Source organism: Prochlorococcus sp. MIT 1223, assembly GCF_034092465.1.
Taxonomy (GTDB): Bacteria; Cyanobacteriota; Cyanobacteriia; order PCC-6307; family Cyanobiaceae; genus AG-402-N21.
The window spans coordinates 1,657,716-1,679,824 of the sequence record NZ_CP139303.1 but is presented as its reverse complement, the minus strand read 5'-3'; the positions used below and the strand labels follow the sequence as shown (position 1 = coordinate 1,679,824).

General features: G+C 36.9%; 21 protein-coding genes. 11 read left to right on the top strand and 10 right to left on the bottom strand.

Going from position 1 to position 22,109, the window contains the following annotated elements:
* Positions 1–11: 11 nt before the first annotated feature.
* Together SOI85_RS09070 and topA are read right to left on the bottom strand one after the other, a co-directional pair.
* Positions 12–515, bottom strand: a complete 504-nt coding sequence (locus SOI85_RS09070) for a hypothetical protein (RefSeq protein WP_320664066.1) — start codon at positions 513–515, stop codon at positions 12–14.
* Positions 515–3,283: a type I DNA topoisomerase gene (gene topA, locus SOI85_RS09065; protein ID WP_320664065.1), complete on the bottom strand. Its 2,769-nt coding sequence runs from the start codon at positions 3,281–3,283 to the stop codon at positions 515–517. Before topA ends, SOI85_RS09070 begins: the two co-directional genes overlap by 1 nt.
* Positions 3,284–3,448: 165 nt before the next feature.
* On the opposite strand from topA, the gene SOI85_RS09060 reads away from it, so the two are divergent.
* Positions 3,449–4,981, top strand: coding sequence for an NAD(P)H-quinone oxidoreductase subunit N (locus tag SOI85_RS09060; RefSeq protein WP_320664064.1), 1,533 nt, complete (start codon positions 3,449–3,451; stop codon positions 4,979–4,981).
* Positions 4,974–5,675 carry an ABC transporter ATP-binding protein gene (locus SOI85_RS09055; RefSeq protein WP_414477790.1) on the top strand — a complete coding sequence of 234 codons (702 nt, stop codon included), beginning with the start codon at positions 4,974–4,976 and terminating at the stop codon, positions 5,673–5,675. The genes SOI85_RS09060 and SOI85_RS09055 overlap by 8 nt, the downstream gene beginning before the upstream one ends.
* Before the next feature lie 14 nt (positions 5,676–5,689).
* Here SOI85_RS09055 and SOI85_RS09050 read toward each other — a convergent pair whose 3' ends face one another.
* On the bottom strand, positions 5,690–6,445 hold the full coding sequence (locus SOI85_RS09050) for a biotin--[acetyl-CoA-carboxylase] ligase (RefSeq protein WP_320664062.1): 756 nt from the start codon (positions 6,443–6,445) through the stop codon (positions 5,690–5,692).
* A 37-nt stretch (positions 6,446–6,482) separates the two neighbouring features.
* Positions 6,483–7,286: a PspA/IM30 family protein gene (locus SOI85_RS09045; RefSeq protein ID WP_320664061.1), complete on the bottom strand. Its 804-nt coding sequence runs from the start codon at positions 7,284–7,286 to the stop codon at positions 6,483–6,485.
* Positions 7,287–7,403: 117 nt separating this feature from the next.
* Here SOI85_RS09045 and SOI85_RS09040 point away from each other — a divergent pair, with 117 nt between their 5' ends.
* Positions 7,404–7,871, top strand: a complete 468-nt coding sequence (locus SOI85_RS09040) for a DUF721 domain-containing protein (protein ID WP_320664060.1) — start codon at positions 7,404–7,406, stop codon at positions 7,869–7,871.
* Between the two features lie 11 nt (positions 7,872–7,882).
* Here the strand turns inward: SOI85_RS09040 and ubiE are convergent, their stop codons facing one another.
* Together ubiE and hisF are read right to left on the bottom strand one after the other, a co-directional pair.
* On the bottom strand, positions 7,883–8,584 hold the full coding sequence (ubiE, locus tag SOI85_RS09035) for a bifunctional demethylmenaquinone methyltransferase/2-methoxy-6-polyprenyl-1,4-benzoquinol methylase UbiE (RefSeq protein WP_320664059.1): 702 nt from the start codon (positions 8,582–8,584) through the stop codon (positions 7,883–7,885).
* A gap of 60 nt (positions 8,585–8,644) precedes the next feature.
* Entirely contained in the window at positions 8,645–9,418 is a 774-nt protein-coding gene (gene hisF, locus SOI85_RS09030) for an imidazole glycerol phosphate synthase subunit HisF (RefSeq protein WP_320664058.1), read from the bottom strand.
* Positions 9,419–9,489: 71 nt separating this feature from the next.
* Between hisF and SOI85_RS09025 the strand changes: the two genes are divergently transcribed.
* Genes SOI85_RS09025 through SOI85_RS09015 form a run of 3 tightly spaced genes read left to right on the top strand, consistent with a single transcriptional unit; the run spans position 9,490 to position 12,500 of the window.
* Positions 9,490–9,708, top strand: a complete 219-nt coding sequence (locus SOI85_RS09025; RefSeq protein WP_320664057.1) for a DUF2862 domain-containing protein — start codon at positions 9,490–9,492, stop codon at positions 9,706–9,708.
* A 16-nt stretch (positions 9,709–9,724) separates the two neighbouring features.
* Positions 9,725–10,672 carry a chlorophyll synthase ChlG gene (chlG, locus tag SOI85_RS09020; protein WP_320664056.1) on the top strand — a complete coding sequence of 316 codons (948 nt, stop codon included), beginning with the start codon at positions 9,725–9,727 and terminating at the stop codon, positions 10,670–10,672.
* Positions 10,673–10,682: 10 nt separating this feature from the next.
* A complete protein-coding gene (locus tag SOI85_RS09015) occupies positions 10,683–12,500 on the top strand; it encodes a PBP1A family penicillin-binding protein (protein WP_320664055.1) in 1,818 nt (605 codons plus the stop codon).
* On the opposite strand, the gene SOI85_RS09010 is transcribed toward SOI85_RS09015, so the two are convergent.
* Entirely contained in the window at positions 12,493–13,815 is a 1,323-nt protein-coding gene (locus SOI85_RS09010) for a 16S rRNA (cytosine(967)-C(5))-methyltransferase (RefSeq protein WP_320664054.1), read from the bottom strand. The genes SOI85_RS09015 and SOI85_RS09010 overlap by 8 nt on opposite strands.
* A gap of 220 nt (positions 13,816–14,035) precedes the next feature.
* Here SOI85_RS09010 and SOI85_RS09005 point away from each other — a divergent pair, with 220 nt between their 5' ends.
* The 3 genes from SOI85_RS09005 (at position 14,036) to SOI85_RS08995 (ending at position 18,004) form a co-directional block, all read left to right on the top strand.
* On the top strand, positions 14,036–14,221 hold the full coding sequence (locus tag SOI85_RS09005; protein ID WP_320664053.1) for a hypothetical protein: 186 nt from the start codon (positions 14,036–14,038) through the stop codon (positions 14,219–14,221).
* A gap of 384 nt (positions 14,222–14,605) precedes the next feature.
* Positions 14,606–15,946 carry a carbohydrate porin gene (locus SOI85_RS09000; protein WP_320664052.1) on the top strand — a complete coding sequence of 447 codons (1,341 nt, stop codon included), beginning with the start codon at positions 14,606–14,608 and terminating at the stop codon, positions 15,944–15,946.
* Between the two features lie 144 nt (positions 15,947–16,090).
* Complete coding sequence (locus SOI85_RS08995) at positions 16,091–18,004, top strand: tetratricopeptide repeat protein (protein WP_320664051.1); 1,914 nt, start codon at positions 16,091–16,093, stop codon at positions 18,002–18,004.
* Between the two features lie 34 nt (positions 18,005–18,038).
* On the opposite strand, the gene SOI85_RS08990 is transcribed toward SOI85_RS08995, so the two are convergent.
* Positions 18,039–18,227: a hypothetical protein gene (locus SOI85_RS08990; RefSeq protein WP_320664050.1), complete on the bottom strand. Its 189-nt coding sequence runs from the start codon at positions 18,225–18,227 to the stop codon at positions 18,039–18,041.
* 194 nt (positions 18,228–18,421) lie between these two features.
* Between SOI85_RS08990 and SOI85_RS08985 the strand changes: the two genes are divergently transcribed.
* Positions 18,422–19,111, top strand: a complete 690-nt coding sequence (locus tag SOI85_RS08985; protein WP_320664049.1) for a TrmH family RNA methyltransferase — start codon at positions 18,422–18,424, stop codon at positions 19,109–19,111.
* A gap of 28 nt (positions 19,112–19,139) precedes the next feature.
* Here SOI85_RS08985 and SOI85_RS08980 read toward each other — a convergent pair whose 3' ends face one another.
* Positions 19,140–19,943, bottom strand: a complete 804-nt coding sequence (locus SOI85_RS08980) for an ABC transporter permease (protein ID WP_414477816.1) — start codon at positions 19,941–19,943, stop codon at positions 19,140–19,142.
* Positions 19,944–20,085: 142 nt separating this feature from the next.
* On the opposite strand from SOI85_RS08980, the gene SOI85_RS08975 reads away from it, so the two are divergent.
* Positions 20,086–20,244 carry a hypothetical protein gene (locus SOI85_RS08975; RefSeq protein WP_320664047.1) on the top strand — a complete coding sequence of 53 codons (159 nt, stop codon included), beginning with the start codon at positions 20,086–20,088 and terminating at the stop codon, positions 20,242–20,244.
* Between the two features lie 14 nt (positions 20,245–20,258).
* Here SOI85_RS08975 and lepA read toward each other — a convergent pair whose 3' ends face one another.
* Positions 20,259–22,067: a translation elongation factor 4 gene (lepA, locus tag SOI85_RS08970; protein ID WP_320664046.1), complete on the bottom strand. Its 1,809-nt coding sequence runs from the start codon at positions 22,065–22,067 to the stop codon at positions 20,259–20,261.
* Between the last annotated feature and the right edge of the window lie 42 nt (positions 22,068–22,109).

Here is a 22,109-nt window from a genome sequence, read left to right as displayed (position 1 = left end):
ACTCAAAATAACTATCTCTCAACAGTGGAAGAGGTTTTCATATCAGATTGGGCGTTAAACCTCTCTATTTTCTCAACCTCAAAATTTATCCCTGCTTGTCGTAATGCTTTTGTTACTGATTCTGCTGGAGCAGATGGATTCGCACCAGACAATTTAATAGTTATTCGATAAGGTTGTGGTTTAAATTTTATTTTACGCAGTATTTTCTTAGAAGGGTTATTTGGCTTCTGTTTTTTTAATTTGGCTTTTTCCCCAACAGCTGAAGAGTCGGAAATAAAATTTTTATTAGGTTTATTCTGTAATTTAGTTGAAAAGATTTTCTTTTGTTTATCCTTATCTACTCTTTTGGATCCTTCTTTTAGGTTTGATGAAGATATTTCCGTCTGAGGATAGTCAAAATTATTTGAGAGTTGCTGACCTAGCTTCTGGCTAGAACATGATTGCATTAAAAAGACAATTGATAGAGACATCGTTTTAATTAGATTAAAACAAAATCTTTTACTAAATAAAATCATTAAATTTCCCCAGGCTTAATTATCCTTACTGCACTAGCACGTAATCTACCCGTCTTAGTCGTAGTAGGTTTCTTTACCGCAGTTTTAGAAGCGACTTTTTTAGTTGGAGTAGTTTTAGCTTTGGTTGTTTTAGCTTTGGTTGTTTTAGCTTTGGTTGTTTTAGCTTTGGTTGTTTTAGCTTTGGTTGTTTTAGCTTTGGTTGTTTTAGCTTTGGTTGTTTTTTTACTCGCAACTTTTGCTGACAATAATTCTATGGCTTCTTCAAGAGTAATTTGATCAGCTTTTTTCCCTTCTGGCAATGAAGCATTTATCTTTCCTTGTTTCACATAAAGTCCATATGGTCCATCAAAAACTTGTATATTTTCTTTACTATTCTTCGGGATTCCAAGATCTCTTAATGCGGTTCTTCCTCCCCTTCCTCTTTTAGGCATTGCAAGAAGTTCAAGAGCTCTATCAATATCTACTGTTAAAACATCATCTTCACCTTTTAAAGAACGATAGTCCCTCTCTCCTTTACCTTTGCTCCAAACAACATATGGTCCAAATCGACCTAAACCAGCTTGAATACGACCACCTTCAGAATGTTCTCCCAGAGTTCTTGGCAATTGAAGTAACCCAAGAGCATCGTTAAGAGTTAAATCTTCTGACTTAACACCTTTAGGTAGTGATGAGCGCTTTGGCTTGGGGGTCTCTTCGGTAATTTCTCCTCTTTGAACGTACGGTCCATATTTACCTAAAAGAATGTAAATATCTTCTCCCGTTTCTGGATCAATGCCCAGTGACTCTGGACCTTGAGCCTTTTGTTTTAATATTAACTCTGCTTTTTCGTCATCTAAATCTGCAGGTGTAGTCTCTTCAGGAATAGATGCTGTAATTGGCTTCCCATCTTCTCCCGAATATTTTGATTCTAAATAAGTACCGTATTTACCAAGTCGAACTAAACAAGAAAGACCTTCTAATGAAATTGAGCGAAATTCTCCTCCATCAATATCGCCTTCTCTTAGATGAACTTGGGATTCCAGCCCCTCATCTCCTTTATAAAATTTCTTTAGATAGGGAAGCCAGTCAACTTTCCCAGTTGAAATGTCATCTAAGGTTGACTCCATTTTCGCGGTAAAGCTTGTATCAACCAATTCCGGAAAATGTTCCTCAAGTAAAGCGGTAACAGCAAAAGCCGTAAAACTTGGAGTTAATGAATTGTTTTGAAGAAGTGAATATCCTCTATCGACAATAGTTCCAATAATGCTCGCATAGGTCGAGGGCCTCCCAATCCCTTCTTTTTCAAGGGTTTTAACAAGGGATGCTTCACTATATCTAGCAGGAGGTTGGGTTTGATGCTCAAAAGCCTCTACTTCGTTGGAAGTAGGTGAATCATCCACTGAAAGATTTGGCAAAAGAACTTCTTGCCCTTCTAACGCCGCTTCAGGATCGTCACTACCTTCAACATAAGCTCTAAAAAATCCTGGAAAATCAATTCTTTTTCCATTTGATCTAAAAGTAGCTTCTTCAGCATTCAGCTCAACTGAAAGCATCGTTAAACGAGCATCTGGCATTTGACTGGCAACAGTCCTTTTCCAAATCAATTCATAAAGAGATAAGTCTCTTCCTTGCAAACCAGTTCCCTTAGGCGTCTTAAAAGTTTCGCCGGCTGGTCTTATTGCTTCATGGGCTTCCTGGGTATTACGAGTCTTGTTGCTGTACTGCCTTGGCTTATCAGTTAAATATTCATCACCATATCTAGAACAGACACATTCCCTTGCTGCCTTAATTGCTTGATCAGACAAATGAACTGAATCCGTACGCATATATGTAATAAAACCTTTCTCATAAAGGGCTTGGGCACATCTCATGGTCTCTCTTGCTGAAAGACGAAGTTTTCTATTTGATTCTTGCTGAAGGGTGCTTGTCGTAAAAGGAGGAACAGGTCTTCGAATAGAGGGTTTCTCTTCAACTGAAGATACTTTCCATTGAGTTTTCTCTAATTTAATGGAAAGATTTTTCGCCTCACTTTCGTCGAGAAGCCTTACATTTCTTCCCTCTTTTAATTTTCCAGTAGCTTCATCAAAATCATTTCCTGTCGCAACTTTTTTGCCCTCAAGAATCACTAACCTAGCGTCAAAATTAATATTATCTTGCTCCAATTTTGCCTTTAAATCCCAATAGCTACCGCTTCTAAAAGCTCTTCGAGATCTTTCTCTTTGTACTAATAATCGTACTGCAACTGACTGAACCCGCCCAGCGGATAATCCCCAGGATACCTTCTTCCAAAGCAAAGGGGACAAAGTATAACCAACAAGACGATCAAGAATTCTTCTTGTTTCTTGTGCATGAACTAATTCAAGGTCAACATCCCTTGTTTTATTTAAAGCCTTTGCAATAGCCTCCTTGGTTATTTCATGAAAAACCATTCTCTTAACAGGTATCTTTGGAGCAAGAATCTGCATTAAGTGCCAACTAATGCTCTCTCCTTCCCTATCTTCATCAGTTGCTAGTAAAAGCTGAGTAGCGCCTTTTAGAGAAGCCTTTAATTCTTTGACTACTTTCTTTTTATCTTTAGGTACTACATATAAAGGTTCAAAATCGGCAGTGGTGTTTACACCAATCTTTGCCCATTTCTCACCTTTTTGAGAAGCTGGAATCTCACTAGCATTGTTAGGGAGATCTCTAACATGCCCCATTGAGGCAACAACTTCAAAGTCCTTTGGCAAAAACCCTCTTATAGTTCTTGCCTTTGTCGGACTTTCAACAATAACCAATGTGTGCGCCATAGGCGAACAAATAATTCTTACCACTATCTATCGCACTGTGGAGCAAAATGCATAGAACGTCATCATATAAAAGGCATATTTCATAACCTCGCTAGAGTCAGGAAAAAGGTTTGAAAGTAAAAAATCAAGCCTGAAATCAGTTCTCCACTACAAACTAAGCAGGCTATGGGTGCTCCAAATGAGCTGCTAAACCTTTCATTAAATGCAAAAGCAGTTATTCCAGAAGGTTTTGTACTTCTAGCAATGCTTGGCACTTTATTAGTAGATCTAGCAGGTGAGGAAACTGCAGCTAAATGGTCTCCTCCTATTTGCTATGCAGGCCTTGTGTCTGCACTTGTAGTACTAGCTTCTCAATGGAATGGATCATTACAAGAATCCTTCTTAGGTGCTTTTGTTGCTGATAATCTTGCGATCGCATTCAGAGGGGTTATCGCCCTCTCAACACTCATATCTCTTTTAATTAGCTGGCGTTATGCCGAAAAAAGTGGAAGTCCTGTAGGGGAATACGCAGCGATTTTGTTGGCCGCAACACTTGGAGCAATGCTCTTATGTGGATCAACTGACCTGGTCAGCGTATTCGTATCGTTAGAGACTCTCTCGGTCGCAAGTTACTTGCTCGCAGGTTATATGAAACGGGATGCAAGAAGTTCGGAAGCTGCTTTGAAATATCTACTAGTTGGGTCAGCTGCCGCAGCTGTTTTTCTTTATGGAGCTTCTTTGCTCTATGGAATTAGTGGCACCACAAGTCTTAAAGGAATTGGCATAGCAATTCAAGATAGTCCTTCTCCCTTAGTCGCATTATCACTCGTTTTTGTTCTAGCAACTGTTGCATTCAAAATTGCAGCAGTTCCTTTTCATCAATGGACTCCTGACGTTTATGAAGGATCACCAACTCCTGTAGTCGCTTTCTTGTCAGTTGGATCTAAAGCAGCAGGATTTGCACTTGCCCTAAGGGTTCTTATTGGATGTTTTGATGCTTTTGATACTCAATGGAAGCTTTTATTTACGGTCCTAGCCGTTTTAAGCATGACTTTAGGGAATGTTGTTGCTCTTGCTCAATCATCAATGAAACGAATGCTTGCATATAGCTCTATTGGGCAAGCAGGTTTTGTGATGATAGGTCTTGTTTGTGGAACTGAAGAAGGTTTTTCTGCAATGGTTCTCTATATGGCGGCTTATTTATTTATGAATCTTGGTGCATTCGCCTGCATAATTCTCTTTTCAATCAGGACTGGAAGCGACAGAATTGCTGATTATGCTGGTCTATATCAAAAGGATCCTTTAATAACCCTTGGATTAAGTCTTTGCCTTCTTTCATTAGGTGGCATACCTCCAATGTTGGGATTCTTTGGTAAGATTTATCTGTTTTTTGCAGGATGGGCAGATCAACAATATCTACTAGTAATTGTAGGTCTTATTACTTCTGTAATTTCAATTTATTATTATATTTCTGTTATTAAAATGATGGTTGTTAAAGAACCTCAAGAAGCTTCAGAGATAGTCAAGTCCTATCCAAGTATTCAATGGCAAACAATTGGATTGCCTCCACTAAGAGTTGCCTTAATTGCCTGTGTTTTTGTAACAGCCGTTGGAGGAGTCCTTTCAAACCCTTTATTCAAATGGGCTAATGATGCAGTAGCGGGGACCCCACTCCTTCAAGATGCCATTGCAATTGCAAGCAAAGGGGCAATTGGCTAAAAATCCTCAGACACCTGTCGCTCGTCTTCATAGCGTTAGCAAAATTTATGGAGAAGGCAACCTTCAAGTAAAGGCACTTGATGAAATTGATTTGAATGTCAATAAAGGGGATTACCTTGCCGTAATGGGAGCAAGTGGATCTGGCAAAAGTACTGCTATGAATATTTTGGGATGCCTAGACAGACCTTCTTCCGGGATTTATGAATTAAATGGAAAAAATCTCCAAGACTTAAATGACAATCAATTAGCTGATATTAGGAATAATGAATTAGGATTTGTTTTTCAACAGTTTCACCTTTTAAAGGAAGCAAATGCTCTTGAGAATGTAATGCTTCCAATGGTTTATGCCTGTATGCCTTATACGGAAAGGAAGGTTTTAGCAGAAGAGGCTTTAAGGAAAGTAGGACTTTCTGAAAGGATGCTAAATCTCCCAAATCAATTATCAGGAGGCCAACAACAGAGGGTTGCAATTGCAAGAGCAATTATTAATCAACCATCTCTTTTACTAGCAGATGAACCAACAGGAGCTCTTGATTCAAGGACAACTGATGATGTGTTGAACATATTTGATGAGCTCCACAATCAAGGTAAAACCATTGTTATTGTTACTCACGAAGACCATGTTGCCGAAAGAGCAAAAAGAATAGCTTTATTCAAAGATGGGAAAATTACTAATTTAATAAATAAAAGCTAATTAATAATATTTTCTTAAAATCTATTCCAAACAATTTTCTTATTACCTAATTTTAGTCTCAGTCCTCCCGTATTATCTAAGCCATCTATTTCCCATTCTTTTCCAGATTTAGGATCTACAACCGTTTTCGCCCATAATAACTTTTCAGCCTCTAGATAAAATAAATCATCTTCATCAAAGAGATTCTTTGCTAATTCAATTGATAGAAGTACTTCAGTAGACCAATCAGGTATTGATAAGTACTTAGATCCCATTATTTCAGAAATAGAAGTCCCATTAACTGGGGTTCTATTTAGAACATTTAACCCTACGCCAACCCTCGCAAACCTAAAATATTCCCCTCGATAAATAAGGCTTGGCAAGAAGCCAGCTAATTTTTTGCCGAAAAACAATAAATCATTTGGCCACTTGATTTGAGTCTTGATTTTCTTGAGTTCTAGTCTTTGGGACAAGGCAAATGCAACAGCAAGACCAAATAAACTAGGTGATTGCTTTCTCCCAAGGCATGGGATAGCAGCACTTAACCATATGCCTCCTCTTGGAGATTCCCAGAATCTCCCTCTTTGCCCTACTCCAGAGATCTGGCGAGATGCAAGAAAAGCTCTAGATTGATTATTTGATAATGGTTTTTCTTCAAGCCATTCTGAAAGCTTCCTTTCAGTACTTCCACATACTGGGGTATATCTCAATTGCCACTGATTGCTTAAAGTTGACTTTTTTTGCAAAGATTTAGCAATAGTGGCTGAGCTTATTCTTTCTTGATTAATCACAAAAATAAATTCAGTAAGTTGAACTGTTTTATATTTATCAAGGCTTTTTGAGATTTTTTCTTAGTTCTTCCAATTCAGAATCAATTTCAGACACTTCCACAATTTTAATTTCATTCTCAATAGATTCAATGCTTGAATTCAAAGTGGGGTTTGATCCTTCAGGTAAAGCTACTCTATCTACGCCTGCTTTAAGCCCTTCACGAATCTGATTCAATTCCTCCTCAATATCATCATTAGAATCGAGTGCAGCAAATTTACTTTCTAAATCTGATTGGGCTAATTCAGCGGCGGCTTCACTAGATGCTTCCATCGATTCAACTTTATCCTGCATTCTCTCGAATGCAGCCATAGCAGAATTTGTATTCATATTTCCAACCACATTCTCTAACTGCTTCTGGGCTTTTGCTGCCTGAGCTCTAGCCTTTAACATATCTTTCTTAGTCTTGACTTCGGAAATCTTGCCCTCTAATGCCAATAGATTTTTTTTCAGTTTTTGAACATGTCCATCTTGTGATTCAAGTTGATAAATTAATGACTTTGAATTTTCTTGAAGAGATTTTCTATAAGTTAAAGCCTCTCTCGCTAAAGTATCTTCTCCTTTTAAAAGAGCCATTTCAGCCCTTTCATACCAAGTTTTAATTTGGATTTGACCCTGATCAAATTGATTTTTCAATCTCCTCTGACTTGCAATTGCCATAGCGACTGCCTGACGAAGCTTAACCAAATCATTCTGCATATCAGCCATAGACTGATCTAAAATTTTTGCTGGATCTTCAGCTTTACTAACTAGATCATTCAAGTTAGCTCTGAACAAGCGACTCAATTTGTCAAAGAATCCCATTTAGGAATTTAAATATATATATAAAGGCTAGCCATGAAAACACGAAAAAAAGCACTTAAAGTAGTGATATCAATAATTAGCTGAGAATCAAAAATACATTTTTTAAAATTTAGATCTATGCAAAAGAAAATTCATTCAAACAAACGTTCATTATCTAGTTGTCTAGATCAAATAAAAAATGATTGGAAACAAACTAGCAAGTTAGCTGCCTTATCCCATGATTGGGCAAATTTAGTTGGCAAAAAACTTGCATCGAATTGCACACCTTTAAGCCTTAAAAGAGGCACTCTGGTAATCGGAGCAAGTCACCCTCAATGGCGTCAAGCGCTTTTATATACAAAAAGTCAACTTCTAAACTCTTTAGTAAATGCTGGTTATGAAATAAAAGATATACGTATACAGCAATTTCATTTTCAGAAAAAAAAGGCTATGGAAACTGAATCAGTTATTTGGGAAAAACATCCAAGCAGAATTGATATTCATGGATTAAAAATATGTCCTAAATGTAAAAAGCCAGCTCCAATAGGAGAACTTAAGAGATGGAGCATGTGTTGTTTCTGTAAAAGAAAAGATCTTCCCAAATAAATCTTTCTCATTTAATTTTTCAAAATCAATATACCCATTTGATCTAAAGCAATTGGATAGTATTTAGCGCTGCTAAATCCTGCTTTCTCAGCTAAAATAATTTGATTGTAACCATTAGGAAATCTCTTAATACTATTTTCAATATAACCATATTGTTCTCTAAAGCCAAACATAGAAGCAATTGGGACTACAATATTTCTTAAATAAATTTTCTGAAAGTATCCACTAAAAGAGTTATCTTTACTAGGCTGGAAGTCTAATATTCCTGCTTTACCTCCTGGCTTTAAATATTGACGAATAATCTTAAAACCCATTAAAGGATCAGAAAGATTCCGTAGTCCATATGCCATAGTCACTCCATCAAAAGTATAAAAATTATCGCAATCATTAAGGATGTCATTATTGATCCACTTAATTTGTAAATCAGGATGATTGAGACACTTTTTTCTTGCTATTTCTAAGGTTTTTTCTGCATAATCAATACCATATATTCTACCATCCGGGCCAACATGATTTGCCAAATTAATTGCCAAATCACCCGTACCACAACAAAGATCCACCCAATATTGACCAGGAGTAGGTTTTAGCAAAGATAATAGTTTTCTCTTCCATACCCTATGAAGACCTAGGCTAAAAAGATCATTTAAAAAATCATATTTAAAAGATATATCATTAAATATATCTTTTACAAATTCTTTTTTATAGTTGTACATATCTTAATTTTATTTGGATAAGAGTTCTTAGATAAATAATTATAAGGATCTAAATAGAAATTAATCCTCTAAAGGACGAATCAGTAGTCCTTGGTTAATTAAAAATCTTTTAATTTCTTGCACAGTTAAATCACCATCATGCAAAAGAGAAGCCAACAAAGCTGCCGAAGCGCAACCCTGATTGAATGCCTGGGAAATATGGTCTAGCGATCCTGCTCCCCCAGATGCAATAACTGGAATCGGCACAGCCTCTGCAATGGCTTTAGTAAGAGGGAGGTCATATCCATTCTGTGTCCCATCGCCATCCATGGACGTCAGCAAGATCTCTCCTGCACCAAGTTCAGCAACTCTTTCAGCCCAATTGAGAGCATCCAAACCTGTCTTCTTCCTTCCACCATTCACAAATACATCCCATTTATCAGTAATTTCATTATTTTTTTTTGCGTCAATGGCAACAACTATGCACTGAGAACCAAATCTTTCTGCACCTTTAGAAATCAAAGAAGGATCTCGAACAGCCGACGAGTTCAAGCTAATTTTGTCTGCACCTGCTCTTAAAAGTTCAGTAATCCCATCAATTGAGCTAATTCCTCCTCCAACTGTAAAAGGGATTGTTACAGCTTCAGCAGTCCTTTGAACCATTTCTAATAACGTTTTTCTACCTTCATGACTTGCCGCAATATCTAAAAACACCAACTCGTCAGCGCCAGCACTACAGTAATTGCAAGCAAGTTCGACAGGGTCACCCGCATCACGTAGACCCACAAAATTCACACCTTTTACAACACGACCATTAGCAACATCAAGGCAAGGAATTAAACGAAGAGCGACCATTTTGAGAAATTAATTGGAGCTATAGGGGAAGGAACTGTTAGGGTTGCCCAACATTTAAAGCCCAGCAGGCAATGCCCCAGCCAGCGACTCTTACTAGAATCGGATCCAAGATCAAGGTTAACCTTGATAGGGTCAGAGACAGGATCCCACCAAATCTAATCACTCAACTAGAAAACGATCCTAGAGGCACCGTTAGAGATTACAAAATGACTGACGGTACTGGTATTGGGGTGGTATTAGAATTTAGCAATGGACAAAAAAGCTGGTTTTTTGAAGATGAAATCAAATAATAATGAGGGTTAAATAGTGAGTGATGCTCGTCAACTCCTTGGGATAAAAGGAGGATCCGAAACGAAAAACATATGGAAGCTGAGATTGCAGCTTATGAAGCCAATCACTTGGATACCATTAATTTGGGGAGTTATTTGTGGTGCAGCCGCAAGTGGCAATTTTCAATGGCATATAAGCAATATTCTTGCATCTTTTGCTTGCATGCTAATGAGTGGCCCACTTCTAACAGGGTATACACAGACTATTAATGACTACTTTGATAGGGAAATAGATGCAATTAATGAACCTAATCGTCCAATCCCGTCAGGCGCAATCTCTTTAACTCAAGTTAAAGTACAAATTTGGTTTCTTTTAATTGCTGGTCTATGTGTTGCCTACTTATTAGATTTATGGTCAAATCACTCCACGCCTACTGTATTTCTATTAGCTCTTGGCGGCTCATTCGTAAGTTATATCTATTCTGCTCCTCCTTTGAAGCTTAAACAAAATGGATGGCTAGGTAATTACGCGCTTGGAGCAAGTTATATCGCACTCCCTTGGTGGGCAGGGCAAGCACTATTTGGTGAACTTACTTGGATTACAGCTCTTCTAACACTGGCTTATAGCTTGGCAGGTCTAGGAATTGCTGTAATAAATGATTTTAAGAGTGTAGAAGGAGATAAAGAGCTAGGGCTAAGTTCCTTACCTGTAGTTTTTGGAATTAAAAATGCAAGTTGGATTAGTGCTGGAATGATTGATATTTTTCAATTAATGATGGTTGTGGTACTGGTACTAATAGGTCAACACTTTGCTTCAGTAATACTAGTTTTACTAATTATTCCTCAAATAACCTTTCAAGATATTTGGCTATTAAGAGATCCTCTTGCTTTTGACGTTAAATATCAAGCAAGTGCTCAGCCTTTTTTAATTCTAGGAATGCTAGTTACCGCCCTTGCTATTGGACATAGTTCATTAATCATATAAAAAATTAAACGTGATCAATGGTTTCTTACGTTGGTTTTTAATCGCATCTAGTTCAATAATATTAGGTTCCGTTGTTGCAATTTCAGAAAAATCAATTATTCAAAGAATCGACGCAACCCTAGCAGAAGCAAAAAAAGTATTGACTTTCAGTAGGCCTGGAACAATTACACTCCTATCTACAAATGGAATTGTGATTCAAAAACTTGGTCACGTCACTAGAGAGAAGATCAACTTCGAGAACATACCTATAAAAATCAAAAATGCATTCATAGCATCTGAGGATAGACGTTTCTACAAACATAATGGAGTTGACTTTTGGAGTATTAGTAGAGCAATAAAAACAAACCTAAATCAAAGAGCCGTACATGAAGGTGGAAGTACTATCACCCAACAGTTAGCTCGCATAGTTTTCCTAAAACAGGATCAAAGCATTAAAAGAAAAATAAAAGAAGCTGCTCTTGCCTTCAAATTAGAGCGTCAATTAACGAAAGACGAAATCCTGGAAGAGTACCTTAACAAGGTCTACTTGGGTTCAGGCGCATATGGGATAGCAGATGCGTCATGGATATATTTCTCGAAGACTCCAGATCAACTAGATACAGATGAAATAGCACTAATTGCTGGACTGGCTCCTGCTCCGTCATTATTCTCTCCACTTGTCAGCCCTCAATTAGCAATCAAACGTCGAGACATTGTTTTAGAAAGGATGCGACTTGAAGGTTTTATTTCTCAAAATGAATTTAAAAGTGCACTAAATTCTCCACTACAGTTAAGCCCCTCTACACCTAAGTATTTTAATAGTCTTGCACCGTACTTTTCTGGTTGGGTTCTGCAAGAATTACCATTTCTAATTAGTAAAGATCAGCTTGAAATTGGAGGTCTTACAATTCATACAAGTCTTAATTTGGATTGGCAACAAAAAGCAAAAGAAGTAGTCAAAAAACAAGCAAAGGGAGAACTTGAAGGTGCAATAGTCTCAATTGAACCTTCAACTGGGCTCGTGCGAGTTTTAATAGGCGGCAAAGATTTTGAATCTAATGAATTCAACCGAGCCACTCAGGCATTGCGATCACCTGGTTCAACATTTAAGATTATCACCTATGCAGCCGCATTAAATAAAGGCTACAAGCCCAATGACATTGTTGAAGACGAGCCTAAGTGCTGGGATGATTATTGCCCTAAAAACTTCGACAACGAATATCTTGGAGAAGTATCACTGTCTGATTCATTTAAGTATTCCTTAAATACCGTAGCTGTTTATCTTTTAGATCAAGTAGGTTTTGATGAAGTAATTTCAATTGCTAATAAGCTAGGCATTGGAAAAGAAAGTAGACTAGAAAAGTATTATCCACTAGCAATTGGAGTATTTGAAGAAACAGTTATTAATATGACTGCAGCCTATGCTGCAATAGCAAATAGAGGAATTTATATGAAACCTACTCCTTTCGAAAAAATTATAGGGCCTGAGGGCACAATTATTTGGGAAAGGGATAAAAATGGGAGCGAAGGTCGGATTGCCGTTAGCTATCATATTGCGGAAACTCTCACTAAAATGCTCACGAAAGTAGTCAATGAAGGGACAGGGAGACCAGCAATTATCAAAGACATAGATGTCGCGGGCAAGACTGGGACATCAGAAGGTGCAAGGGATGTTTGGTTTATCGGATCTTTGCCTAAACTAACTACAGGTGTCTGGTTTGGCCATGACAACAATCAAGAGACCAATAATAGTAGTGGAAAGGCTGCTTATGCATGGAGAACATTAATGAGAAGTATTATGCTTAACGATTCCATGAGAAATCCTGCTATAAGAGAGGACTTTAATTAAGTTCCAATATAGCGGCATAAAAGCCATCACCTTGCCTAGTCGTATCAGGTAAAATTTGTTTTTCTTTCTTTAAACTCATGTCAGAACAAGTAGATAAGAACCTTTCAATTTGACGCGAGTTTTCTTCTGGGTGAATAGAGCAAGTTGAATAGACCATACGGCCACCTGGTTTCAACAAAGGAACAATCGATTTAAGCAATTTTTCTTGAAGTAGAGTTAACTCTCTAATTTTCATTGGGGTTAGTCGCCAGCGTGCATCTGGATTCCTAGACAGCGTACCCAGTCCTGAGCAAGGTGCATCTATCAAAATCCTGTGAAAATAACCCTCCCAGTCTGGCCTAATATTCAACAATTTTAACGAATCAGCCTCTAAAACATTTATGCAATCAGTACCTAGACGAGTTGCATTTTCAGTCACTAATTTCAAACGAGACAAAGATCTATCTACTGCCCAAATTTCTCCATCATTTCCGATTAATTCAGCTAAATGTGTTGTTTTAGAGCCTGGTGCAGCACATGCATCAAGGATACGTTCTCCTGGTTGTGGTTCTAACAATGGAGCAACCCACTGTGAAGATCTATCCTGAACACACCATTTACCTTCAGTGTAGCCAGGCCATTGATTTAAATCTCTTAAACCTTTTTCAACACTTAACCCATCTGGGAAATCAGGCATTAAGGAACTCTCAATACCTACTTCAGCTAATTGTTTTTGAAGTTCAAAAGGAGTCTCGCGAATACGGTTAACTCTCAAATCAAATGAAGGGACATTATTAAAAGCTCTCGAAATTATCTCTGCTTGACTTTCTCCAAACCAGCTAATAAGTTCTGCTACCAACCAATTAGGCAAAGAATATTCTTGTCTTATACGAGCCTGAAAACTCTCTGGTAGAGGAAGATCAATCTCTGCTATATATGCACGGTTAACAGCACGCAATAATCCATTAACAACAGGGGCAAGATTTTTTAAATTACCTGTTTTAGCAATCTCAACACTCGTATTAATTGCTGCAGAAACAGGTATCTTTTTCATTCGTATAATTTGATAAATACCAATATGCAATAGCCATCGTAATAAGGGTGGCTGCTTTTTAGCTGGCTTCTTCCCTAAATAGTCAATCCAACAATCAAGCAAATATCTATTTCTGATAGCTCCATATGCCAATTCAGTTAAAAGTGATCTATCAGATCCCAGCAAAGAATACTTCTTGATAGCTCGATCTAAAGCGACATCTGCATAAGCACCTGCTGCTACAGATTGCAAGACTTCCCAAGCCCCTTGTCTAGGTAACAGACCTTTTGTATTTGACAACAATCATGCAAATATATTGTATTTAGGTTAACTACTTTTAAGGACATTTCACAAGCATTTCTCATCCTTTCATTCTAGTGGCGACAGACAAAGGCCTGATAATAGACAATAACTCTAAGATCACTATTTTTAAAGAATATTGATCTTATTATTTGTATCAACCGTTCTTGCAGGACAGGGAAATTGGTATTTTATTGCTATAATGATATTTTTATAGATATCAATGTCGTATGAAGCGGGGAGTAGAGAGTGTAGGAGTCTCATTGAAGCAAAGGAAAACCTAATCAAAGGAATGCAATCACTTAGTGCTATTAAAAACACCGAACATATACAAACTCAATTAAAGGCCTTGTATAACGAACTTGAAGAAATGCATGAAACACGAAGGAAGATAGAGAAAGAAGAATAACTATCTCCACAAATCAATGGTCGATTCTAAAAATAAGGTAGATTTTTTCATTATTTAGATTCGTAAATTCAAGCGTCATAAAACACCCCTTCCTGGAGGAATAAAAATTTCAGCTAAGTTTATAAAATTGGCTACATAACATTCCTTAGTCAAGACAAATAACCTTCTGCTAACTAGGAATAAAACATATTTTAAGCAATATAAATGGTAGAAAATCTTAGCATTTGCTAACCAAACAATAAAGATTAACTTTTTTGAGTATGAAAATCATTATCATTGGGATGTGTTCAATCGCTTGGATGTTTCTGTTTCAGTAGCAAGAAATACATCAAGTAGAACTAACGAACACAATAATAAGTCAAATTCTTTTGTGTGAGGAACCAAATGAAACTTTTCCAGCAATTGCTGGTGGCGCCTGCTGCGTTGGGGTTAATTGCTCCCATGGCAGTAAATGCTACCGAATTAAATATCGAGGCGATCTCTGACTACGCCCCACTAACCAACACTTATCAAGCCGCTTCCGAATTATCTGACATTCATCCAAGTGATTGGACATTTCAAGCGCTGGTTGACATTCGGAACAATCGCGGATGCAATGTATCTCTACCTAAAGGAGTCATCACACGAGCTGAAGCAGCGGCAATTCTAAATAAATGCATAGGTAATGCTGAGAAACTGAATGCTTCCGAGCTACGTCTAATAGACGAGTTCGAGTCAGAGATTGCCATCCTAAGAGGAACAGATGAGATCCTAGGAGACTTAGCTTTTGAAGCAGGACAATTCTCCACAACTACAAAGTTAAGTGGTTATAGCAATTTCCTCATAGGATATGAATCTAAGCATCAGGGGTACGAGAATGTACATGGCTTCTATGGCTATGGGCTAGACATCAACACTAGTTTCACTGGTGAAGATATTCTATACGCTGGAATTGCACAAGGTAACTTTGATGCATCCAGTAGTGAGTTAAGCAGTATGGATATGTCGGATACAAGTGACGACCTAAATGTTGGTTCGCTCTTTTATTCATTCCCATTTGGGGGAGGAACCCTTACTGCTGGCCCACTATTAGACCAAGACGATGTAGTTTCTGTTACAACATCTGTTTATTCAGATGCATGGAAACTTGGTGGCAACCCATTTACTCTTCCTGGCACTACTGGCTATGGAGCTGCCTATTCAATTGCCCTTGATAGTGGCTACAACTTTGGAGCTAGCATAATTGGAGCAGATGCTGCAGATTTGAATAAGGGAATTGGAACAAAAGAGTCTGACGACATCCTTACGGCGATGTTTGGCTATGACGGCGATAACTTTGGAGGTGGTCTAATATTTACTCACCTCGGTCATGGGAACACTACTACTGGCTACACAGCAGTAGGTGGTGGACTTTACTATCAGGCAGAAAATTGGAGTGTTAGCGCAACTTATGACACTAAAGATGATGAAGATACAACTGAAGATCTTGAAGCTTGGCTAATCGGAACAGACATCGCATTCGGACCTGGTACATTCAGTGCCGCAATAAGCAATGTCTCTGACAAAGACGATAGCCCTGGTCAGGCCACAGCAGACGAAGATGAAATTCAGTATGAACTCTATTATACTTATAACCTGAATGACTACATAACAATTACACCAGGCGTATTCTTTATTGAAGGGGATACATATGACAACAGAGAAGATACAAGAGGTGCTGCAATAAATACTAGCTTCTCCTTCTAGTTAACTAAAAAAAAACGGCTCGCTTCATATGAAGCGAGCCGTTTTTTTATAGGCAGACTTTAAAAAAGAAATATAAGTTATATTTAAAATCATGCTTGTTTAATCATGATTTTAATAAAATAATAATTTGTATTCTATCTAATAATGAAAGGGTTTAGTTCAGGCAGAAGAAAAGGTACAAATAATAAATCAAATTTTAATCAAGTTATTGCAAATTCACTAATTAAAAAAGGGTCTGAGCATCAAAGGAATGGTGAGATTGTAGCCGCCAAAAAGATTTACGAAGAAATCCTAAAACTAGGTATAATCAATATAACCGTAATGAAAAATTTATCTATTATTTACCTATCTTCTAATCAGGTAAATGAAGGGATTTTGTTATTGAAAAATATAATTAAGCTAAAGCCAGAAGATGCAGACTCTTATGCAATACTTGGGGCTAAATTGGGTGAATTAAAAGATCTCAAACAAGCAGAAGTATACCTTAAAAAAGCAATCAAAATAAAACCTAATTTAATTAATGCTATTGGAAACTTATCGATGGTACTAAAGGATCAAGGAAAACTATCGGAAGCAGAATTTTATTTAAAAAAAGTAATTGATTTGAATCCCAAAATAGCAATTGCTCATGCAAATCTTGGTGCTATCTATAGAGAACAAGGCAAGCAGGAAGAAGCCGAATCAGCAACAAGAAGATCAATAGATTTAGATCCTATGTTATATAATTCTTATTCAAATTTAGGATTAATTCTACTTAAGAAGAGGAATTTCCTAGAGGCAGAAATTACAATAAAAAAAGCAATTGCAATAAATCCTAATATTGCAGCTGCTCACTCAAATCTAGGATTAATTTTAAATAAGCAATCTAGACTAGCCGAAGCAATTGTGAGTATTAAAAAAGCCATTGAAATAGATCCAGATTTTTCTGAAGCCTATTCAAATTTAGGTAGCTTGCTAATTGATCAAGGAAAAATTAAAGAAGGTTTTTTATCACTAGTAACTGCCATTGAAAAAAATGAAAATAATTCATCTGCTTATTTTCATTTATCTAGAATGAAGAATCATAGTTCTTCTATGGAGTTGGATTCGAAGATTCTGAAATTAGAAATAAAAGAGTATCAAAACCAAATACAAAGATCTGAGATATATTTTGCAAAGTCTAATATATTACATAAGCAGAAGAAATTTGATAAAAGTGCAGAGAATTTATTAAAGGCAAACCAGATCAAGCTTAATATCTATCCATCAACTGCTGACGAAGCAATTAATTACGCCAATAAGTTATCAATTCAATCAATAAATAAAGCAACTCCAAATAATGTCAAAGGAGATGAAAAGGAAGTAGATTCAATTTTCATAGTAGGCTTACCTAGATGTGGGAGCACATTATTAGAATCCATTATAAGCTTAAATAAAGATGTCAAAGATTTAGGCGAAAGAAATATTTTAATGAAGGTTTTCAAGAAGTGGGAGAGTTTAAAAGAAAATGAAGATAATCTTAGTTTGTATAAAATGTATTTAGAAGAAAAATCTAAATATTCTGCTGGTTACAAAATAACAACAGATAAATTTCTTTTTAATTACGTTTATTCAGGATACATAGCAAATGATTTTATTAACGCAAGAATAATACATTGCTATCGACATCCACTTGATAATATACTTTCTATTTTTAGAGCAAATTTTAATAATAGCTATTATTATTCATCTTCAATAAGAGATTGTGCAAGAGTTCTGCTTAACCAGGAAACAATAATGGATGAATACAAATCTATATATCCCAAGAAAATCTATAGTTTGAATTATAATAAACTTGTTTCGAACCCTTCAGAAGAAATTAAACAATTAATTTCATGGCTTAGTTGGGATTGGGAGGATAAATATTGTCAACCTGAACTAAGTAAGCGAGAAATAATGACTGCAAGTAATATACAAGCACGAGAACCTATTAACTCAAAGTCTCTAAATAGTTGGACTTGCTATGAAAGGATGCTTCAACCGGCTATCAAAGAAATGGAAACAAGCGATAGATACAGACTATTACTTGAAAAGTTTTAATCAGAGGGAATCTTAATACTATTTCTTATACAGTTCACTTGCAGATAGGGCCTAGTTTGGGGTCAATAAAGCAATTATCCTTAATTGCTTTATCTGCTTTTTCAGGTTGATGCGAATGAACACCTGCCTCAACTCCGATTGAGTCATAAATATGTGCAATAGCTTCTTGAGCAGCAAGTGTTGATAAAATTAAAAAAGGTGACATTAGTACAATTTTGTTCATAACAACCTTAAATCACCTTTAAATTTTAACTCTTTGCTCATACCTTTCCCTTTTAATCTTGAAATTCGAATATTTCAAGATTAAAAGATATCGATATATTCTTTAATTGTCTTAATTCCTTATGACTATTAACAAAATAGTTATAAACACATAGCTTCTGATAGCAGACTTCGCCTTTATATATAATTTTGATTATGCCTGTTCTAACAAAACGTTTTTTAAAATTACAATCGGTCCTAAATCGAAGGATGGCTGATCTCACTGTTTTGCTAGAGCATGTAGAGAAGCCTCATAATCTGTCGGCTATCTTGAGAAGTTGTGATGCTGTAGGAGTCTTAGAGGCTAATGCTATTAATAACCATGGAAAAACAAGTACATTCAATAGCACAGCTCAAGGTAGTCAAAAGTGGGTAAAGGTTCATGATCATAAGGACATATATACAGCAACAAAACATCTTAAAAATCAAGGGTTCACTTTGTTTGGGACAAGTATCGAGAAAGGTTCATTAGATTATCGCAAATGTGATTTCAAAGTACCTACGGCCTTTGTTTTAGGAGCAGAGAAATGGGGGCTGGATAATAAGACTATTAAAATGATGGATGAAATAATCTATATTCCTATGCGTGGGATGGTTCAATCTCTCAATGTCTCGGTAGCAGCCGCAACTTTGCTTTTTGAAGCCTTAAGACAACGACAAGAGGCAGGTATTGCACCTCAGCATGGTGAAGGGCTAAGTAAAAGTCTATATACAAAAATGATCTTTGAATGGGCTTACCCAGAAGTGGCTAGGTGGTGCAACGAAGTAGGTAGAGATTACCCATCTCTTGACTCTCAAGGAGTCATTACTGAAAATCTTCCACGAACAATAAAGATGCGTTATTAACAAAAAAGTAAAGGTTAAAAATGGAGAGCTATCTTTGATCACTTATAAGATCTTCGATGCCCTCACCTATTAAAGAAAGACCTATCACAAGTCCAAACATCGCAACCCCTGGGTAAAGAGCTGTCCACCAAATACCAGTTGGCATAGCAACTAATGCCATATTCAAGTCACTACCCCATTCGGGTATAGATTCAGGTAATCCCAAGCCAAGAAATCCTAATCCACCTAAAACAAGAACCGCATCAGCGGCATTCATAGTCAAGAGAACCGGAACAGATGTAATAACATTCTTCAATAAATATTTACGTAGAATCCATAGAGGACCAGCCCCCATAGATACAGCGGCTTCAATATAGAGCTCTGATTTAACTTGAGTCGTTTGATTTCGAACGACTCGAAAATATTGTGGTATATACACCACACAAAGTGCGACTGCTGCGTTGAGTATCCCTCTGCCCAAAACAAATGCCATCACCACTGACAAAAGAATCACAGGAATTGTATAGAGTGTATCCATTAACAGAACCAAACATCTGTCTAGAAAACCTCCTAAATAACCACTTAACATGCCCAAGGGCAGGCCTATCAGGACAGCTAAAGTTACTGCAAGAAAAACAACCTGAAGAGCAACTCCACTAGCTTCTAATGTTCTTACACACACATCCCTACCAAGACGATCAGTTCCGCACCAATGAGATAAAGACGGTGAAGAGAAAATTGGATTATTAAGGCCTTCTTGTGAATTGGGCAATAACCCCCAATCAATTAGGATCGGAGTAAGGAGAGCAATAAAGATATAAATAGCCACAACAACAAAACCCAGCTTTGCCATTCGCGAAGAAAGATTGTTATTTAAGAAGAGTCGCTTCACGAACAAGTTCATTAGACCAAATTTCAACACTTTAAAAATAATCAAATAGGTAGAAATAAACAATAATTATTGCTTAAATGTAAGTAGCAACTATTTTCATAAAATGAATCAGAACAACGAAGGGCTTACCGTAGGGGAGTTAACTATAGCGCTGGGTGTACTAATAATTGCACTATTAATATGGTCTGGGGTGAAGCAAGAGAAAAACACCCAAAAAGGTATTGAAATACAAGATAACTATTCACTAGTAGTCAATAATTAAAATATATACTTATTTTATTGATTCAACTTAAGTACTGCCATAAAAGCTTCCTGAGGAACATCTACTTTACCCATTGATTTCATCCTCTTTTTACCCTTCGCTTGTTTCTGTAGTAGTTTTTTCTTACGAGATATGTCCCCTCCATAACATTTTGCCAAGACATCCTTCCTTAAGGCACTAAGGCTTTCACTTGCTATGATTCGACTCCCGATCGAAGCTTGCAAAGGAATTTTAAACTGTTGTCTAGGAATAAGTTCCTTAAGCTTGCTTACTAAGCCTTTACCTACACCATAAGCTTTATCACGATGAACAATCGTAGTTAAAGGATCTGCCCTCTCTGCATTTATCAAGACATCCAATCTAACTAAATCATTTTTGCGATAACCAATTACATGATATTCCATTGATGCATATCCTTTTGTACGACTTTTCATTTGATCAAAGAAATCAGTTACAACCTCTGCCAAAGGAACTTCATAAATGAGGGTAACCCTATCAGTAGTTATATACTTCATATCAATAAAATCGCCTCGTCGATCCTGGCAAAGGCTCATAAGAGTTCCATTAAAATCATTAGGTGTATAAATTTCTAGACGAACATAGGGTTCTTCAATCGATTCACGTTGCTGAGGTTCTGGAAGTATCGCTGGATTATCAACCATAAGCACCTGGCCATCAATCATATTTACTTGGTAAATAACAGAAGGTGCCGTAACTATTAAATCCAAGTCATATTCACGTTCCAATCTTTCCTGAACAATTTCCATATGAAGCAAACCTAAGAAGCCACATCTAAAACCAAAACCCATTGCACTACTGGTTTCAGGTTCATATTTCAATGCTGCATCAGAAAGTTGAAGCTTATCAAGTGCATCTCTTAAGTCCGGATATTGATCTGCATCAGTAGGGAAAAGGCCACAAAAAACCATAGGTTTTGCCTCTTTATACCCAGGGAGAGGTTCAAGAGCAGGTTCACTTAAAAGAGTTATCGTATCTCCCACTCTTGCATCAGCAACAGCTTTGATCGACGCCGCAAGGTATCCAACTTCTCCAGCGTGGAGAGCATCTACTTTGCACTGGTCAGGAGACATTACACCAATTTCATCTAATTCATAGTTTTTTTTACTTGCCATCAAAAGCACTCGATCTTTAGAACTAATTTGCCCTTGTAAGATTCTAAAGTAGACAATTACTCCTCTATAAGGATCATAATAAGAGTCGAATATCAAAGCCTTGGTAGGTTCATTCAATAAGTCTTCTGGGGGAGGTATTTTATCAACAACTGTTTGAAGGATATCTGAGACTCCTAGGCCTGTTTTTGCAGAGCATTCAATTGCATTTGAGGTATCTAGTCCAATAATAGCCTCAATCTCTTCCTTAATTTTAAGAGGATCTGCTCCAGGTAAATCAACTTTATTTAGTACAGGTATTATCTCAAGATCATTTTCTAACGCAAGATATACATTAGCCAATGTTTGCGCTTCTACTCCCTGGCTCGCGTCAACAACCAATAAAGCGCCTTCACAAGCCTGTAAAGAACGACTAACCTCATATGAAAAGTCAACATGTCCAGGAGTATCGATTAGATTAAGGACATATGACTGACCATCTTTAGCTATATAATTCATTCGAGCAGCTTGTAACTTAATAGTAATTCCTCTTTCCCTCTCAAGATCCATATTGTCAAGAAATTGCTCCTGCATATCTCTAGAAGAAACTGTTCCTGTTTCTTGCAAAAGCCTATCTGCCAAAGTCGATTTACCATGATCGATATGGGCAATAATACAAAAATTTCTTAATCTAGAAACAGGTACTTCAGTCATTCGATTACAAATTTGTGTTTAGAAATTCCTTAGATTCTTTTC